This window comes from Pseudomonas sp. 2, from assembly GCF_056627435.1.
Genome location: NZ_JBWXNG010000025.1, coordinates 1 through 18,509, shown reverse-complemented (window position 1 = coordinate 18,509; position 18,509 = coordinate 1). Strand labels below are relative to the sequence as shown.

Below are 18,509 nucleotides of genomic sequence, written 5' to 3'. Positions count from 1 at the left end.
TTATAGCGTCAGGCTTAGTCCGCTCTACATGTTGCCAACTAAGTTACTACTCTGACGTCTGCAGTTACGTAATCAAATTGTTCAAAATATTAGAAGCAGCAGACCCATCTACCACGTTGCGTCTGACAAAGCTAAGCGATTGTTCGTGAAATCCAGAGCCTGCCCCCACTAGATTGACGAAATCCGACCAATCGTCAGATTCTCGGATAATGGAGAGGGGGGCGTACCGGTCTAGCTCGAGGTCATGGGCGACTACTGCAACGCTAAGACCCTTGCGTGCAGCATCAAGTGCGACCGTCGACGGTGACGTAATCACTGCAGAGAGTCTGCTGAGCAATTGGTCTGTTGTAAACTTCCGCCAAGCAGCATTATCGGGATCCACGATCATCAAATTTGGCGCCATCGGCTTTTCACCCTGATAGCGCTTTGTCAACCAGAGACCAGCATTATGTGGTTTGATCAAGAATACGAGATCCGGAAAATTTTTAGCGAGTTTTTTGACGCCTTGAATGAAAAAACTTCGGTATTCTTCGCTGTAACGGTGCCAATGGAGATTTTCAAAAATGCCGATAACAGTCGCCGCCGAGGGGATCAAATGATCCAGATTGACCATGTCGTTAGCGACTAACTTTGTGCATCCCACGGAAATGCACTTGGATACTGTACTGGCGCGTACTTGAGGGTGCAGCGTATCAGTAGGTCCCCATATATAAATTCTTTGCGAAGCAAAGTTTACTTTGCGAATGTGGTGAATGTCGTCGCTGTAGGTTAATCCAACGTTGTCAAAGCCATGTTGTAAGGTCGCTGTTATCAAGCCTGCCTTATTAGCGCGCTCAGTCAAGGTACGAGTGATTGAATGAGGAGCCAGGTTCGTTTCAGTGACCGTGAGCAGTGCTTGCGTGTCGGTCTTAAATGCAGGTGCGCGATACGCTTCACTTTCGAGGATGACGACCGGAGAAATGTTAATTTCTTTAAAAGTGGTAATAAGATGTGGGTGCTTCTTGAAGAGTGCAGAGCTCCCCCATACTTCTATGTGAAGATTGCGTCGCTGTGCTTCAGCTATAATTGGAAGTGCGAGTTCAAAATCTTGGATCAGATTTAGGACGACTATTATTGTAGGAGAAATTTTCTTTTCGACACTTGATTTGCATACTGTCGTATTTATGAAGCTTAGCCATTCGCGGCAGATGACCTCAGGGCCAAAATGCGTCGTAGCCAAGGATTTACCTGTGATCACGTCTTCAGCAGCATCTTGTGGTGATAAAAGATAACGTCTAATGCCGTCAGCAAAGTTGTCAACCGATAAGCTAGTTAGAAGGGGAGCCAAGCTTGGAGTGTTAGTTGCTACCACTGGTAAGTTATGAATTAAGGCATGTACAGATCGATTGGCTGATTTGCAAATGCTAAAAGGATCCAGCGAATTCGGAATTAATACCATTGTGGCTCTTCGCATCTCTTGCTCAAGAGATGAAGGTGACCACTCCACATATCGTGAGGTGATTGCAAGAGGTTGTATGAATTTTTGATACTTTTGGCGATTGTTGCTAACGATTACTAGTTCAACTTCAAAGCTATTGGCAATTGTCTCCAAAGCGTCTTTTATTATTAATAAATCTAGTATGCCGAAGTCGGCATACTCAGCTCCATGGTTTCCAAACCAAAGCAACTTAGCGGCGCTGGTTGTCGGCTGATCATCCTCTGGATTAGTGGCAAGGATGAGAGGCGCCGGTTGACTATGTCGAGCATTATTTGGTGCTGTTGATGAAATAATACTACGTAACTTGATTGCACGTCGCTGCCAAAATCCCAATGTAAACAGTCGAGAAGCTTTGGTTGCAGACTTTTTAAGGAGTCTTATTATTTTGCCCGCAAGTTTTTTTGCTAAGCCGATTGATGAGGCGCTGCTGTATACCCGAACTATATGCCTGATTTGCTTTATCTTGGCGTTAAGCGGGTTGCGTGGTATCAACTTCACTCTTTCAAGAGCGATCGCTAGACGTTTTTCCAGTTTGATTTGGCAGTCGTCATTTATGACCCCATCCGGAATAACTTTTATATTGACGTTGGGAGCTTTGCTTCCAACAACTTCGGCCAATGGGCTAGTCGTTACGACAACTCCGTCGAGAAGTGATGACATGGCCAACAATATTTCGCTGGGAATGTTTGTGGAGTTTTTACCGTATCCTTTAACGAATATGTTGTCGCATAGATCGAATATTACCGGAATTCCTGATGACTTTGCTTGTTGAACAAGTCGATACGTTTCAATGCTGAAATCTTTAACAACGATTAGTGCATCTAGAAGCTGAAGGTCGATAGGTGTGGAACTAGTAAATATGTGGCATGTATGGCCCGCTGCCTCCAGTGCATTGATTGGCAATAGCGCGCGGTACCTCACGCTTGCCACATTGAGAGATAGGGATGATACGCACCAACCTAAGACCAGCGGCCTCTCATTGAGAAGGTTATCCATCCTTGTATTATTCCTGCCTTCAGTGTCTGTCTTCATTTCTATTAGATTCGTGGCTATGCTTCTTCATTGGTCGCGAGAGGTCGTTTGCGATCGACGCCATAGTACCAGAGGACGATCACCGATTACTCTGACTCGAAGGGGGCGCTACAATGAGGGATGTCGATTGGCCAGCTTAGCATCCCACAAAAAAATCGCTGTTTTCCCCAAACGTGCCTCATTCTACCCGTTCCGTACAATTGTCCTCTCAGTCCATACGCTCGTGCTTTGCCCTAGATCAAGAATTTTCACCTGGGCATCAACCTGTGGGGTGCAAGCCGGTGAAGGTAGCACCCGAGCGGGCGCAAGCTCCAAAAATGCAATGAATCACCTTTCTCGGCATATATTTTCCGCGCCCGTCCTTCACCTAATAAATCTCAACCTCACGAGCGCGTGCTGGGCCTTTCGGCTTCATTTCTCTCGGCGTCACAGTCAGTACTGCGACGCAACAGGAGAAAAGGGAGGTGTCATCTTTTTATAAGCACGCAATAAAAGTCCCGGTGATTTGGTGTGTGTCTTAAATGGTAGGACGTGAACGGCAGATGGCAGATTGCGTATTCCAGCAGGCTAGCCATGTTCTCACGAGTGTAGAAATGGACATGAATGGAGCGTTTCTCGGCAATAGCTTCGTCTACTTTGTCTGCCCATCCGCGGCGAGTGCTGGCCCATCGCCTGTAGTGTGCCGGAGTTGGATGCCAAGTCTCATTTACATACTCCTCACGCATTTCGTCGAGAGTACTCGGCTTGTGACGATAGTCCTTAGTTCCTGCGATGTCCGGTATCACAGCTAATATGGTGCCCCCAGACTTCAGCTTGGACGCCCAGTGTTCTAAATGGCCGATGGGGTTCGACAAGTGTTCAAAAACGTGGCTTGAAAAAATAAAGTCAAGAGATTCGTCCTCGCAGGGGAGGCTACATGCTTTCCCCACGAGGTGATTTGACCAGTCCGATTGTTCGGATTCGTATTGCCCATCTTTATCGTAAAGATTCTTCCATTCGCCAGCCGACATCTCTTCTACATATTTGACACGGACGTCCTGGCTGTTAATTATTTGTGGCTTCGGGCCGGGTCCTACTTCTATCCCATTTCCGCGCGCTAATGCTATAAGTTCAGTGCGGTCGAGGCTTCGGTTGATCATTAGATCCGCAAGCTGGTCTTTTGCAAGCTCGAAGTGGATGCTCAGGGTTATGTCCGGGGTGAAGTTTGTTCGTAACAGAGGCCACGGGATTGATATGGGCTTTGGTGTTTGGTCAATTGATATTTTGACTTCGCTGACAATGCTTACCCCAGACGTTAGTTGAATTTTGACCCTGGCCTCACCTTTATGAGTTCGCGCATACCAGCCGACCGTCTCTGGGCGAGTAGAAAATGGGTAGTAGCTTGTTATTTCTGAAATCAATAGTTGTGGAGTGTGTTCATGCTGTATCCGAAGCGTACGCCATTGTTCCCCATTGGATAGTTTGAGCTTCGCGAGGCTCACTTGACCAGACGTAGTCAGAGCAGGATCTTTACGGCTAGCCATATCAAATAAATTCATATCTAAAGCCTTTTGGGTCTAGGGCGTTGCTTGCTGGCTCTTTCGTTCACGTCTGAGACGGTATCTCAGCCGGATTTTACGTGATCGTATAACAACGCATTGGACGACGTAAGCAAAAATATCATCACTGGCATTTCGGCATCACGCAGATGAACGTTCGATACGTTACGACTGGGTCGGGGAAGCCGCGCCTGGCCGCCTTCGCGGTCGCGAGTTGAGCGTTCAGCTGTACGCTGAGCGTCCCTTCGATGACATTCGTTTCTAAGACTAGATAAGCCCCGGCGACCTTCTGTGCCAGAATGCGTGGTTTCACAGGCGCTGCTTTGGCCTGTGCCCGATCCTTCTGATGGTGAGTAGAGTGGGCAAAGCGCTAAGACACACAATGAAACAGCTAGGGTGGTGGAGGCATAGCTCGCTTTTCTGACGCTGTATCCCTATAATCCGACGCCTTAAGGTATCTAAGTGACTGCTTATAATACGATTTGGGGTGGATATGAAAGTCACTGAATGTTTCAGGCTGGCGTGGGATTTGGCTAGGCGCGATTTGCAGGCGAAGTATAAGCGATCTCTGTTGGGAGCTTTTTGGATGCTGCTGACACCGCTGTGTTTGTTGTGTGTCTATACAGTAGTTTTTGGCGGGATATTGAAAGTCAGTTGGCATGAACCGGGATCTGGAGTGGCGGTAGGGTTTGTATTGCCTTTTTTTATTGGTTTGTCTGTCTATTTGCTAGTGTCGGATGTCGTTAATTCTTCAACCGTGTTGTATTCTAGTAAGCGAACTTATGTTGTGAAGTCTCCTTTTCCATTGTGGGTGTTGTGGCTTGCTAATTTAATGAGAGGTTATGTCCATGGCTTTATATATTTGATTATGATTGTGGCTCTTTGTTTTTGGTTTTCGGCTTTAAGCGTCGGCGGCGCCTTGTGGGGGGGGCTAATTTTGGGGGTTTCCTTGGCGCTGATTTCATCGCTGTCATTAATGCTTTCTGTCATTGGACCCTTCATTGGTGATGTTTCTGAGGCTGTGCGGTTATCGATGAGAGTTTTATTTTACGCAGCCCCTATCTCATATCCGGTTAGCCTCGCTCCCGAATCCTACCGTTTTCTGTTATGGTTAAATCCTCTCACACTGATAGTAGAGCCGCTCAGGGAAGCATTGGTTTTTGGAAAAGGTCCGTCGCTAATTGTGGTTGGTGCGCTGTTGAGTATTACAATTCTCTTAAGTGTAATTGCCGTGTGGTTATTCAATCGAGTGAAGGGGGTCGTTGCTGATGTCGTCTGACTTGAAACCAGAACACGTGCTTCTCGAGGCTTCTGGTATCAGCAAGCGTTACTCGAGTTCACTACGACCTGCTAGGATTTTCTTGAACGCACTATTTAAGCGTCCAACAGCAGCAATTGGTACTAAAAAAGTGCTGGATGGTGTCGACTTGCACGTTCGAAGTGGCGAGACGGTAGGGATCATCGGACGAAACGGTGCTGGTAAGTCGACGCTTTTGGGGATTCTGGGCAATGTTATTGAACCGACTGATGGAAAGGTTAGTCGGTTTGGACGCATCGCTACATTGTTGGGTCTGACTGCAGGCTTCAATATGAGTTTCACTGGGCGGGAAAATGCTTATTTGTTTTGCAGTATTCAAGGCATTGACAAAGCGGGCGCCGATCTTAGGATGGCCGACATTATAAACTTTGCTGACCTAGGTGAGTACTTCGATCAGCCACTGCGTACTTACTCGTCGGGTATGCAGTCTCGCCTCGCGTTCGCCTGTGCCGTACATGTGGATGCGGATCTCATTATTATTGATGAGACGCTTGCGGTAGGTGATGCGAGCTTCCGTATGAAATGTTACGATCGTATCAGAGATATGCGCGATTCGGGGCAGACCTTTCTTTTAGTTACTCATAACCAGAATTTGCTAGCAAATTTCTGCACGCGAGCGATAGTTATCGAAGGCGGAAAGAAGATTCACGATGGCTCAGTATTTGAAGCTATTGAAGTTTACAAAAGCCTTCGGACCGAGCATAAGCCCCCTTCTCAAAAAATTGGAAAATCCGCTCCCGAAGATCCCTCCCTTGATGTGCGCATGATTTCAAACTTTTCGTTGGTTTATGACGCAAAGGTTAATAAGTATATGTTTGGTGGAGTGTTTCGGGCGCCTAAAGCTTTCCGCTGTATTGCTTTCAATTTTGGTATCAGGAATAGTTCAGGAATCACTGTTTGTGCCATAAATGGAGGCGAGGTGGGACCTTACATCAATGATGTGCTTGAGGGGGAAGAGTATAATTTAACTTTCTCGTTCGATCATCACTTGCTGGGTGGACGCTATTTTTTGAGCTATATCATCAATGAGGTCGTTGGTGATGCTTCAATTCCTCTAGAAATGTCGCAAAATTTTTTCAATTTTGACGTCGCTTCAATTGCGGGGCAGACAGGCATCGTCAATCTCGGCTTGGCCCTTTCAAGTTCAAAGGTTTAAATATGTCTCAGAATAAATCAGTCAAGTCAAAAAAGCTTAAATTTAATGCGTCACTTGAGTTTTCGCACATTCCACCTTTTTCTGATGTTTTCTTTGAGCGCGTTCCTGTTTTGCACTGCTTTCAGATTGCGATTGCTAACTATCTTCGTGATGAGCGAACGCGGGGAAGAGCCACATCGATAGGCAGGTTGTTAGGGCGTTTGGGCTTTCACAAAATGTCTAGCTTCAACGCTGTCGAGTGTGGTGTCTTTACAGGGAGTAGCCTTGTTGCATGTGGTAAGTATGCTAAGGAGAGCGGGATAGCGCTTAATATGTTTGGATTGGATACCTTTAGCGGCCTGCCCGCTCTCTCTGAACAGGATAAGCTTTTTGCGCCTGCGGACGCTCCTTATCTCAATGAGACCTTGTTCACGGATACATCGCTAGCGGGTGTGCAGGCACGAGTAGATGAGAGTGGACTTGGATCCAGCGTCGTGCTTAAACAGGGGCTTTTTAGTGACTCGATACCTCTTCTTAAGGAACAGAAATACCATTTTGTCAACATAGACTGTGATCTCTTCGAACCTCACATTGAGTGTCTTGAGTATTTTTATCCGCGCATGGTTAAGGGAGGGGTTATATTTTTTGATGACTATAATTCGGTAAACTTCCCAATGGCTGGAAAGTCTATTGATCTTTTTTTTAATGATAAGCCGGAAAAGCTTGCGCAGCTTCGCTATGGAGATGACGCCCCCAATAGGACTAAAGCGTACATAGTGAAATATTAATCATGGCCTTCACTTCGGCAATTCGTCGTTTGTTTGTACTGTTTTCAACCCGGCCGCAGGTGCCTACTTTCTCGCAGGGTGAAGGGGCTCAGATCGCTACAGACGCCTCCTTCGAGGGGTGCGTTGAAAATATTGTAATTGGTAAACGAGTTGTTATTAAGCCAGGTGCGCGTTTAATATGCACCAACTCCAGTTCGCGCATTGTGATCGGTGATGGGAGTATAATTCAGTATGGTGCTATCCTTGAAACCGGCCCCGGCGGTCGGATTGAGTTGGGAAGGTCCAACTCGGTAAATCCATACTGTGTTATTTATGGGCATGGGGGATTAAAAACTGGAGATTATGTGCGCATCGCTGCTCATACGGTGATTATTCCTGCCAACCACATTTACGAAGACCCAAACGTCGTCATCGCAAAGCAGGGACTTAGCCGACTCGGAATCGAACTAGGCAGCGATATTTGGGTTGGGGCCGGATGCCGCATCTTAGATGGAGTTAAAGTTGATGATGGCGCAATTCTTGCTGCTGGCGCTGTCGTTAATAAATCAGTGGGGTGTGGTGCTATAGTTGGTGGAGTACCAGCTAAGGTGCTAAAATACCGTCCGGGATTCAGTAAGGATTAATGGTCGTTGATTTTGGTCGCGTTTAAATTCTTATCATAGTTTTTGTGTGCTTCCATTTTGCTATTGGGTGTGCGGGTTTTTTATTCCATCCATCAGATCGTCTTGCGGTCCGGTATAAGTTACAGTTTGAGACTATATGCGATGGTTGACTGTTGCGAGGGTTACCGTAGCGTTTGGATGGGCTCGGCACAATCCTCTAGAGCGAGGCTTTGAAAAAAAATCTTCATTGCCGTTATAATTCCCGTCTTTCCATGGACCGAAATTCTAGACATGACTCTCGCGAATAACCTGATTCAATCAGCACAACGCACAATCCGCCATGAAGTGGAAGCAGTTTCAGATCTGCTTGCGAATATCGATGCTGACTTCGTCGCTGCCTGCAAGATGATCCTTGAAAGCAAGGGCCGCGTGGTGGTGGTAGGAATGGGGAAGTCGGGGCATATTGGCAGGAAGATTGCCGCGACTCTAGCGAGCACTGGTACGCCAGCATTCTTTGTACATCCTGCTGAAGCCAGTCACGGTGATATGGGAATGATCACGTCTAATGACATCATGCTGGCGCTTTCTAACTCTGGCACTACATCTGAAATCGTGACCTTGCTTCCGCTCATCAAACGCTTGGGCATCAAGGTAATTAGTTTGACCGGCAATCCAAAATCACCGCTGGCGAATGCAGCTGATTTTAATCTCAACGTAAAAGTCGAGCATGAGGCTTGCCCGCTCAATCTGGCTCCGACAGCTTCAACTACTGCGGCGCTAGTGATGGGGGATGCATTGGCGGTCGCCTTACTCGACGCTAGAGGCTTCACAGCTGAGGACTTCGCATTTTCTCATCCAGGCGGCGCGCTGGGCCGTCGTTTGCTTTTGAAGGTGGAGAATGTGATGCATTGTGAGAATGAGCTACCATTAGTCACCGTCGGTACTCCATTGCGTAATTCGCTAGTGGAAATGACCCGTAAAGGACTGGGTATGACAGTAGTGACCAGTATTGATGGATATCTGGCAGGGATTTTCACCGACGGCGATTTGCGACGCACGCTTGACCGTCCAATTGATATCCGTTCAGCTATTATTGATGACGTGATGACCACGTGCGCAAAAACAGTGCGCACTGATATGCTCGCTGCCGAAGCGTTGAAAATCATGGAGGACTACAAGATTAGTTCGTTGATTGTGGTCGACGAGAATGATCGCCCAGTTGGGGCCTTTAACCTCCAAGACTTGCTACGCGCCGGGGTTATGTGACATATCGATTAGGCTGTCGAGCTTCAGTCAATCAAATCCGGCTTCGCATTGTGCTTTATTAAGGCGGCGCCGGGTTCGGCTCATTTTTTTTGGGCGGGAGTACTGTGAAAGCAGATGATCTCACCACGCCATTGCCTTTCCCGCGCCAACCCCTCACCATCTCTACCCAGTTATCCATTTGCCTAATGGACTAGACGAATTGGCCTTACGTTCCGCTCACCAGCGTCCCGGGTTCTGGCTATTGCTTGCGCTTGCACTGACGTGCACGGCGTGTGCGAGCTATTTGAGTGCCGATTGGGACTTTTCGCTGATCAGCCGGCGGGCCGAGGCGTTGTATGGGCCGTTGGGGGCTGGCAAGCAGCGGATCGATGCCTGGCAGAATCTGCTGTCGACCGAGAAGCAGATCAGCGAGATGGACAAGCTGAAGGTGGTCAACCAGTTCTTCAACAAGCAGATGCGCTATGAAGAGGACATCGATCTGTGGCACGAGGTCGATTACTGGGCCACGCCCGTGGAGTCGCTGATCAAGGGCGCGGGTGACTGTGAAGACTATGCCATTGCCAAGTATTTCAGCCTGCGCCGCCTGGGTGTGCCCAGCGAGAAGCTGCTGATCACGTACGTTAAAGCGCTGCGTCTGAACCGGGCGCACATGGTGCTGACCTATTATTCGAGCCCCAATGCGATGCCGTTGGTGCTCGACAGCCTGATCGATGAAATCAAACCCGCCAACCAGCGCCAGGATCTGTTGCCTGTGTATTCCTTCAATGCTGAAGGTCTGTGGCTGCCGGGTGCGCAAGGCAACAAGAAAGTCAGCGATACCAAGCGTCTGTCCCGCTGGCAGGACGTGTTGAAGAAGATGGCCGCCGAAGGCTTCCCGGCCGAGCCTGAGAATTAGGAGCTCTGATGTCTCTGTTCAAACAGCTGTTGATCGCTATCTGTCTGTTTCTGGTGGTCGCGTTCGCGGGCAGCTTCGTTGTCAGCCTGGAAAGCTCGCGGGCCCAGTACGTCAATCAGTTGCGCTCCCATGCGCAGGACGCGGCGACTTCGCTGGCCCTGTCGCTGACGGCGCATGTCGATGATCCGGCGATGGTCGAGCTGATGACCACGTCGATTTTCGACAGCGGCTATTACGCGAGCATCCGCGTGGTGGACCTGGCGACCAACGCGACCATCGTCGAGCGCAGCGCCACGCCGGACAACCAGGGCGTGCCGCAGTGGTTCATCAATGCCATTGGCCTTGAGCCGGCGGGCGGCGAGGCGATTGTCAGCCGCGGCTGGGAGCAGGCGGCGCGGGTCGAGGTGGTCAGCCATCCGATGTTCGCCCTGGCCAAGCTGTGGCAGAGCGCGCTGGGCAGCCTGGGCTGGCTGGTGCTGTGCGGGATCGTCAGTGCGATTCTCGGGGCGATGTTGCTGCGTCGCCAGCTCAAGCCGCTGGATTACATGGTCGAGCAGTCCCAGGCCATTGGTCGCCGGGAGTTTCTGACCTTGCCTGATCTGCCGCGTACGCCTGAGCTGCGCCGGGTGGTGCAGGCGATGAACCAGATGGTCGAGAAGCTCAAGGCGCTGTTCAAGGAAAGCACCGAACGCAGCGAGAAGCTGCGGGTGGAGTCGTATCAGGACAGCCTGACCGGCCTGCACAACCGGCGGTATTTCGACATGCAGCTCAAGGCCCATGTCAGCAGCCAGGAAGAGCATCGCGCCGGGCATTTGCTGTTGCTGCGGGTGCAGGATCTGGCCGGCCTGAACCTGCGTCTGGGCGGCAAGCGCACCGACGCCTTGCTGATCGCGGTGGGGCAGGTGTTGGTCAATCTGTGCGACAAGTACCCGAAAATCCGCAACCTCATCAGCCGCTCCCGCGGTGGCGAGTTTGCCGTGCTCGCACCGGGCATGGAGCGCGAAGAGGCGCTGGCGCTGGTGCATGACGTCGAGCAGGCGCTCAAGGTGCTGGGCGCGTCGGGTGCTTCGGATCTGTCGCCGGTGGCCCATATGGGCATGGCAGCCTACACCCCGGGTGAAGCGCCCTTGACCCTGCTGGGGCTGGCGGACCAGGCGCTGTCGCTGGCTGAGACCCAGGGCGAGCAGACCTGGAGTTACGCCGAGAATGGCCATGTGGAAAGCGTGGGCGACGATCAGCACACCTGGCATCGCGTGCTGGATCAGGCGCTGAGCGAAGGGCGTTTCGAGCTGTTCTTCCAGCCGGTGGTCGATGCCCGGGATTCGGGCCAGGTGCTGCATTACAAGGTGCTGTCGCGGCTGCTCAACGAGCAGGGCGAGGCGGTGGCGGCGGGGCGTTTCCTGCCGTGGATCGAGCGTTTTGGCTGGGCGACCCGGCTGGACCGGATGATGCTCAGGCTGGTGTTGGCGCATCTGGAGACGCACGTTCAGTCTCTGGCGCTGAACCTCTCGGCACCGACGCTGGCCGATGCGCAGGCGCTGGATCTGATCTTCGAGCAGTTGCGTCAGCATCCGAAAGTCGGCTCGCGCTTGACCTTCGAGATCGGCGAGGAGCAGCTGCCGGAGCAGGCCGTGCTGGAAAAACTCGCGCGCCGGCTCAAGTCGGCCGGGTTCTCCCTGGCGCTGCAGCGGTTCGGCGGGCGGTTCAGCATGATCGGCAACCTGGCGCACCTGGGCCTGGCGTACCTGAAGATCGACGGCAGCTACATCCGCGCCATCGACGAAGAAAGCCACAAGCGCCTGTTCATCGAGGCGGTGCAGCGCGCGGCGCACAGTATCGATTTGCCGTTGATCGCCGAACGGGTCGAGACCGAGGGCGAGCGTCAGGTGATTGTCGAGATGGGCATTGAAGGGGTGCAGGGGCGGCTGGTGGGTGATCCGGCGCCTTGGAAGTAACACACGGATAAACGACACAAACCCGTAACAGCACGGCTTGTCGGCGGTGGCGATCTTGAGAACGCCCCGCCGGCAAGCCGTGCTGCTACGGGGGGTGTGGTGTTGGTCAGGTTTTGATTCTGGCCGCAGGCCGTGGGAGTCCAGCTTGCTGACGATCTGGCGCGAAGCGGCAGTAAGACCTGTGTCCGCGGTTTTTCTGACACGGCCAGGTCGTCTGGATTTGCTGCCGCTGCGCGGCAGATCGCCAGCAAGCTGGGCTCCCACGCCCTGCGGGCAGAAGCGTCTTTGAGCGAGCGTTCATACGATCGGTTCGGCACCGGGCATGGCGAAAACAACAAACCCGTAGCAGCACGGCTTGCCGGCGGGGCGATCTTGAGTACGCCCCGCCGGCAAGCCGTGCTGCTACGGGTTTGTTGTTTTCCGACACATCCCTGCACAAAGTTGAAGACTGTCGTGTAGGACCTTTCCGAATTTTGCCGATATGCTCCCCGACCGCTTGAAGGCACCTGATGCCGCGACTAACGTGCCGCTTGTCGTTGGAATGAACGACCGGGTTTAGTCGCCCGAGCAATGTCAGGTGCGTAGCGCCCTCATAACCCATGCCGACGTCTTCGACGCTGGCTGGTCTCGTTATGGTGGCTGTACGTTGGGGCACATTCGTGTGCGCCGGGTGCCTGACGTCCCGGTCGACTAACCCGCGTACAGCCGCCACCCGTTCGTTTAGTCGCGAAGCGTGTCGGCTCCATCACGTCAGGAGCGTCACCATGATCCGATCCACACCCCATCCGCCAGAAATACCCGTCACCCATGCCACACCGTTTGGCGTGAGTCTGGGCAACCTGGACATCTTCCGCGTCCAGCCCGAAGTCCGGGTTGAAGACGCGCTCGTTCTGGCTTGCGAGTACCTGACCTGCGCCGTCGCCACGGCGTACGAATCGGCGGACAACAGCACCGCCGAATTCCGGCCGCTGGCCAGAGCGGTCGTGCATCAGATCGAAGCGGCGAAGGCGCTGGTGGAGGCGTCGATTGCAGGATTGGGAGGCGGCGTCGTGGCAACTACGGCGCGATGAAAACAACAAACCCGTAGCAGCACGGCTTGCCGGCGGGGGCGTATTCAAGAGCGCCCCTGCCGGCAAGCCGTGCTGCTACGGGTTTGGGTTGTTCACGGTGTTGCGTATGACCTGATCGCGGATTTGAAGTCAGATCAACCGCGTTTCATCATCATTGATCAGATCGCTCAGGCCACCCAGGCTTTCACGGGCCTGGGTGCGGTCCATCAACTTCGCCTGGGCTGCCGGGGGCAGGTCGGTGATGTTGAGGATGCCTTTGCTGGTCAGCACCTGAATCAGGTCGTCGAGTACCCGGATCATGTCCGTGTCGCTCAACTTCAGCCGGTTCAGGCTCTTTTCCACTATTTCATTGGCGTACCAGGCCTGGATCTCGTGATCGTCAGCCGGTAGCTGGTCGGTCGCTTCGGCGAACGCGGCCGCCTCCACACGAACAAGCACTCCTTCTGCATCGCGCTGAACGTAAAACATGGCTCATTCCTCATTGAATGCAACGGCTGGCAACCGCAGTTAACGGTTGCCAGCACAGTACATCAGCTCACGCGATGGAGCTATCAGTGCGAATCGACCTTGATGGTGTGAGTGTCGATGATCAGCGACTTGAGCATGTCGTTGTTCCACTGCACACCTTCCACCTTGATGTGAACATCAGCGGTGCTGTTGGCATTCGCTGCGGTGGTCGAAGTGGTGAACTTGCCGGTGCTGCTGATCTCCAGGGTGGTGTCCTTGCCATCGGTGGAGATCTGCAGGTACTTGGCGATGTTCGACAGATCGTTGCCGTTCTCGCCTTGCAGCAGGTCGCTCAGATCGATCTTGTCGCCTTCCTTCGCATTGAAGTCCTTGATCACGTCGAAGCCGCCGCTGTTGGTGTCGCCTGCTTTCCAGGCGAAGGTATCGGCGCCGGCGCCCCCGAAGAGGGTGTCGTTGCCTTTACCACCGATCAGCAGATCGTTGCCGTTGCCACCGTTGAGGATGTCGTTGCCACCCTGACCGAACAGGATGTCATCGCCATTGCCGCCCAGCAGGCTGTCGTTACCGTCCTGCAGCAGGGTGTACTTGGCCTCGTAGGTGTTCGATGCATTGGCCAGGTGAGCGACGTCGTCGACATGGCTGCTGATGAACGAGTGCAGCGTCTTGTCGTCGATGGTCGAGACGTTGACTTTCAGCGTGTCGGCAGCGAATGCCTTCAGTGCTGCGGTGCCTTCGTAGCTGCCGTAGCTGATCATGTCGCCGAACAGGATGTCGTTGCCGTCACCACCGCTCACCGTGTCGCTGCCTGGGCCGACGAGGGTTTCGGTGCTCAGGATCGCCTGTTTCAGCGTGCTGACGTTGATCACGTTCTGCGAGTGGCCGTTGGTGTCGTACTGGTCCAGCGCCGAGGTGTTGATACCGATCGCTTCGATCGCAGTCAGTGCCGCCAGCTTGTTGTAAGCGGCAGTGGTGTGCGATTCGAGCGTGGTGCCGACACCTTTGATGCTGGAGTCGAAGCGGTTCGGCTCACCGTCGGTGATGAAGAACGACAGCTTCTGGGCACCATCGGAGGCGATGGTGCTGCCGTTGAACCAGCCTGCGGTCTGGTTGAACACCGACTCATAGTTGGTGTTGCCGCCAGTGCTCAGCCCCTTCACGAAGGCGATGGCGTTTGCCAGGCCGGTCGTGGTGGAGATGTCGTAGGCGTTGCCCGCATTGGCGTTGCTACCGAAGCTGGTCAGGTAGACCTTCACCGCGCCCGAGTGCTCGGAGCTGGCCGCGCTGGCAAGGTCCTGCAGCGTGGAGATCAGTTGATTTTTCATCTCGGCCAACTGGTTCTTCATGCTGCCCGAAGTGTCGATCATGAAGGCGATGTCGTAGTTCTGACCGGCAACCAGCTTCATCGCCGTTACGTCAGCCACCACCACGTCGTTGGACGCTGTACCGGTAACGGTGCTGTCGCCCGCCGTGCCTTCGCTGGCCTTGTAGGTGCCCGCATCGACCACGACCGGAATCGAGGTGGTCGCCGTCGCGGTAGCACCCGCCTTGCCAATCAGCGCCGTTTCCGTGCTTGTTGCGGTGACGGTCAGGCTGAAGTTGCCCGAGTAGTACTGAGGCGTCTTGATGACCAGGCTGGTCAGGTCGAAGTTGCTCACGTCCACCGGGGTGCCGGAGGCGGCGATGGTCACGCTGTGGCCCGAACCGTCAGTCAGGATGGAGCCCGCCGGTGCACCACTGATGGTGGTGACGTGGGTTTCCGAACCGTCGTTGTCGGTGTAGACCGCGTTGATCGAGCTGAGCTTGATCGGGTTGTTTTCGGTGCCGTGGTTCAGGTCGTACGCAGTGTAGTAGCCCTCGCCGGTAGCCGCGCCGGAGGTCTGATGCAACTCCACGCCGTTCAGGCCCGAGGCTTTCAGATCATCGACCGAGGTGTACAGCTGCTCGTTGGTGCTGTTGAGCGCAGTGGTCGTGGTCTTGCCGCCTACGGTATCGGTCAGGCTGATGTTGTAGTTGCCCGGACCTGCCTGGTTGTAGTGGTAGATGTCCAGCGTGTAGTAGCCAGACACCGACGGGGTGTAGCCAGTCGACGAAATGGTACCGCCGTTGCTGCCGTAGGTGGCCTTGGCCACGGTGGTGCCGCCGATGGTGATCAGCAGGCTGTCGTCGCCCTTGCCCGCGAAGTTGTAGGTATGACCCGCTTCCAGGTAGATCAGGCCAGACAGCTTGGTACCGGTGCCCGCGGCTACGTCAGTGTTCTGGGCATCGGTTGCGGTGCTGTGGCTGGTCGGCGCAGTCGTGGTGTTGAAGCCATTCTTGATCGTCGACTCGCTGGCGCCATTGCCGTCGGTGCCCATGCCGGTCAGCGTACCGACCCACACGTCCTTGTTCAGGCCGGTCGAGGTGACCACGCTGTTGCCCAGGGAAACAGTCGGCTGGTCGACCACAGGACGGATGCTGATGTTCAGGGTGCCCGGGGTGGCAACGGTGCCGCCGTCAGTGGCGCTGAATTGCAGCTGGCTGTAGACGGACTTCTGATCGCCCACGCCTGTGCTGCTGTAGTCGCTGCTGCCGGACTTGTTGGCGTCCGGTACGAACTCCAGCTTGCCTGCCTTGATGTCGTCGTAGGTGAAGGTCTTGCCGATGTCGCTGCTGGTCATGGTGACCCAGGTGCCATTGGCGGCCAGGTACTTCAGGTCGCCGCCTGCTGGCAGTGCGGTGATCTTGATACCCAGTGCCGACGTTGCGGTATCGACGTCGCTGATGCCGAAGTCAGCCCACTTGAACACCAGTGGGGTGTCCTCGGTGCCGGTGGCGGCAGCGTTGCCGACGACCGGAGCATCGTTGGTGCCGGTGACGGTCAGGGTCAGGTGGCCGGGGGTGGCGACGCCAGCCTTGTCGGTTGCGGTGAAGGTGATGTCGAAGTAGATCGAATCGCCAGCCCCGAGTTTCTGGTAAACCGCGCTGCTGGTGTCGATGGTCCACTTGCCGGTGTTCGGATCCAGTACGAAGCCGGTCGGGGCGTTGCCGGAGACAGCGTCCGAGGCCGTGGTCTTGGTGCCGGTCACGGCGTAGGTCAACACGTCGCCATTGTCGATGTCGGTCGCCAGCAGTTGGCCGCTGTTTTTCGGTGCAACGTCGTCTTCAGCGACGGTCTGCGAGCTGTTGGTGACCACCGGTGCATCGTTGGTGCCGGTGATGGTCAGCGTCAGGTGACCGGTGTTGCTGACCGCACCTGCCTTGTCGGTCGCGTTGAAGGCGACGTCGAAGGTGATCGACTGGCCAACGGCGAGCTTCTGATAAACCTGGCTGCTGGTGTCGATGGTCCATGCGCCGGTAGCCGGGTTCAGGACGAAACCGGTCGGCACGTTGCCGGTGGTTGCGCCGCTGGTGCTGGCAGTGGTGCCGGTCACGGCGTAGGTCAGGGTGTCGCCGGTATCGACGTCGGTCGCCGTCAGCTGGCCGCCGTTGTTCGTCGTTGCGTCCTCTGCGACCGTCTTGCTGCTGTCGGCCGCGACCGGAGCATCGTTGACCGGCGTGACGTTGACCGTCACGGTCGCCGGGTTGGAGTCCAGCTTGCCGTCGGTGATGGTGTAGGTGAACGTCGCCTGGCCGTTGAAGTCCTTGGCCGGGGTGAAGACCACGTTACCAAAGCTGTCCAGCGACACGGTGCCTTTGGTGCCGTCGCTCATCTGCACGTTTTTGATGCTCAGCAGCGAGTGGTCGGTGTCGACGTCAGAGTCGTTGGCCAGCAGCGCTGCAGCCTTGATGACCAGAGGCTGGTCTTCCAGAGTGGTCAGGGTGCTGTGGGCGAATGTCGAACCGGCAGTGCCCAACACCGAGTACGTGTTGCTGCCAGCGGCCGCCACTTCGATCTTCAGCTGAGCGTAACCGCCCTGATCCCAGTACACCACCTGGATGTCGTGGGCGTCGGAACCGGCTACCGAGAAGTTGAACGTGTTGGTGGTGGTCGACTGGTTCTGGTTGACGACTGCTACTTGCTTGCCATCGATGAACACAATGTAACCATCGTCCGCGGTGACGCGCAGCGTGTAGTTACCAGCCGCCATGCTGACCTTGCCCGCCAGCTCGACGATGGCGTCGGAGGTGGTGGTCTGCTTGTTGCCGGAAGCCCAGCTCAGCGTTTTGCTGTCGTCGCTGCCCAGGAACTTGGTCAAGTTGCCCGATTTGCCCAGGTCGTCGCTGAACAGACTGGTGCCGCCGTAGTTGATGGAACTCGAGGTGAACGTTGCATCGGCCGTGTGCGAGGCGATGAACTTCAGCGCCTGGTCAACGGTGCCGAGGTTGCCACCATTGGTGCCTTCCACGTAGCCGTAGTAGTTGCCCTGCAAGGAGCCGATGACTGCTACGGGGTTGTCGTTCACGGCAACGGGTGCATCGTTGACCGGGTTGACGTTGATCACGACGTTGGCGGTGTTGCCCAGGGTCGCGCCGCCATCGCTTGGCTGGAAGCCGATGGTTGCGTAGTTGTTGCCGTTTGCGTCGTCAGCCGGCTTGAAGGTCAGCTTGTTGGCGTCGATGTCAGCCTTGCTGATCAGCTGGCCTTGAGTCACGGCCACGCCGTTGAACAGCAGGGTGCCGTTGGTTGGCAGGCTGGTGATCTTCACACCCAGGGCGCTGTCTGGCGAGTCGATGTCGGTGACACCGAATTTGCTCCAGTTCAGGGTCTGGGTGGTGTCTTCGTCGCCAGTGCTGCTGCCGCCGACTGCGGTCGGCGCATCGTTGACCGGGTTGACGTTGATCACGACGCTGGCCGCGTTGCCCAGGGTCGCGCCGCCATCGCTTGGCTGGAAGCCGATGGTTGCGTAGTGGTCGCCATTGGCGTTGTCGGCCGGCTTGAAGGTCAGCTTGTTGGCGTCGATGTCGGCCTTGCTGATCAGCTGGCCTTGAGTCACGGCCACGCCGTTGAACAGCAGGGTGCCGTTGGTTGGCAGGCTGGTGATTTTC

12 protein-coding genes are annotated in these 18,509 nt (G+C 54.5%); 8 read left to right on the top strand and 4 right to left on the bottom strand.

What is annotated here, in order from left to right:
- Window positions 1-64: 64 nt before the first annotated feature.
- Window positions 65-2,473, bottom strand: coding sequence for a glycosyltransferase family protein (locus tag AC1MEK_RS28435; RefSeq protein WP_480399584.1), 2,409 nt, complete (start codon window positions 2,471-2,473; stop codon window positions 65-67).
- Window positions 2,474-2,976: 503 nt separating this feature from the next.
- Window positions 2,977-4,047 (bottom strand): methyltransferase domain-containing protein, encoded by a 1,071-nt coding sequence (locus tag AC1MEK_RS28430; protein WP_480399583.1) that lies wholly within the window; start codon window positions 4,045-4,047, stop codon window positions 2,977-2,979.
- 493 nt (window positions 4,048-4,540) lie between these two features.
- Between AC1MEK_RS28430 and AC1MEK_RS28425 the strand changes: the two genes are divergently transcribed.
- The 8 genes from AC1MEK_RS28425 to AC1MEK_RS28390 all read left to right on the top strand — a co-directional run bounded on the left by AC1MEK_RS28425 (window position 4,541) and on the right by AC1MEK_RS28390 (window position 13,076).
- Window positions 4,541-5,326, top strand: coding sequence for an ABC transporter permease (locus AC1MEK_RS28425; protein ID WP_480399582.1), 786 nt, complete (start codon window positions 4,541-4,543; stop codon window positions 5,324-5,326).
- An 82-nt stretch (window positions 5,327-5,408) separates the two neighbouring features.
- Window positions 5,409-6,521 (top strand): ABC transporter ATP-binding protein, encoded by a 1,113-nt coding sequence (locus AC1MEK_RS28420; RefSeq protein WP_480399581.1) that lies wholly within the window; start codon window positions 5,409-5,411, stop codon window positions 6,519-6,521.
- A gap of 2 nt (window positions 6,522-6,523) precedes the next feature.
- Window positions 6,524-7,288, top strand: coding sequence for a TylF/MycF/NovP-related O-methyltransferase (locus AC1MEK_RS28415; RefSeq protein WP_480399580.1), 765 nt, complete (start codon window positions 6,524-6,526; stop codon window positions 7,286-7,288).
- Window positions 7,289-7,290: 2 nt separating this feature from the next.
- Window positions 7,291-7,911: an acyltransferase gene (locus tag AC1MEK_RS28410; protein WP_480399579.1), complete on the top strand. Its 621-nt coding sequence runs from the start codon at window positions 7,291-7,293 to the stop codon at window positions 7,909-7,911.
- A gap of 270 nt (window positions 7,912-8,181) precedes the next feature.
- Entirely contained in the window at window positions 8,182-9,156 is a 975-nt protein-coding gene (locus AC1MEK_RS28405; protein WP_480399578.1) for a KpsF/GutQ family sugar-phosphate isomerase, read from the top strand.
- 199 nt (window positions 9,157-9,355) lie between these two features.
- Window positions 9,356-10,051 (top strand): cysteine protease LapG, encoded by a 696-nt coding sequence (gene lapG, locus AC1MEK_RS28400; RefSeq protein ID WP_480399577.1) that lies wholly within the window; start codon window positions 9,356-9,358, stop codon window positions 10,049-10,051.
- Between the two features lie 8 nt (window positions 10,052-10,059).
- Entirely contained in the window at window positions 10,060-12,006 is a 1,947-nt protein-coding gene (lapD, locus tag AC1MEK_RS28395; protein WP_480399576.1) for a cyclic di-GMP receptor LapD, read from the top strand.
- A 764-nt stretch (window positions 12,007-12,770) separates the two neighbouring features.
- Window positions 12,771-13,076: a DUF6124 family protein gene (locus AC1MEK_RS28390; RefSeq protein ID WP_480399575.1), complete on the top strand. Its 306-nt coding sequence runs from the start codon at window positions 12,771-12,773 to the stop codon at window positions 13,074-13,076.
- A gap of 129 nt (window positions 13,077-13,205) precedes the next feature.
- Here AC1MEK_RS28390 and AC1MEK_RS28385 read toward each other — a convergent pair whose 3' ends face one another.
- Window positions 13,206-13,544 (bottom strand): tryptophan synthase subunit beta, encoded by a 339-nt coding sequence (locus AC1MEK_RS28385; RefSeq protein ID WP_480399574.1) that lies wholly within the window; start codon window positions 13,542-13,544, stop codon window positions 13,206-13,208.
- An 83-nt stretch (window positions 13,545-13,627) separates the two neighbouring features.
- A partial coding sequence (locus AC1MEK_RS28380; protein WP_480399573.1) for a beta strand repeat-containing protein occupies window positions 13,628-18,509 on the bottom strand: 4,882 nt, incomplete at its 5' end.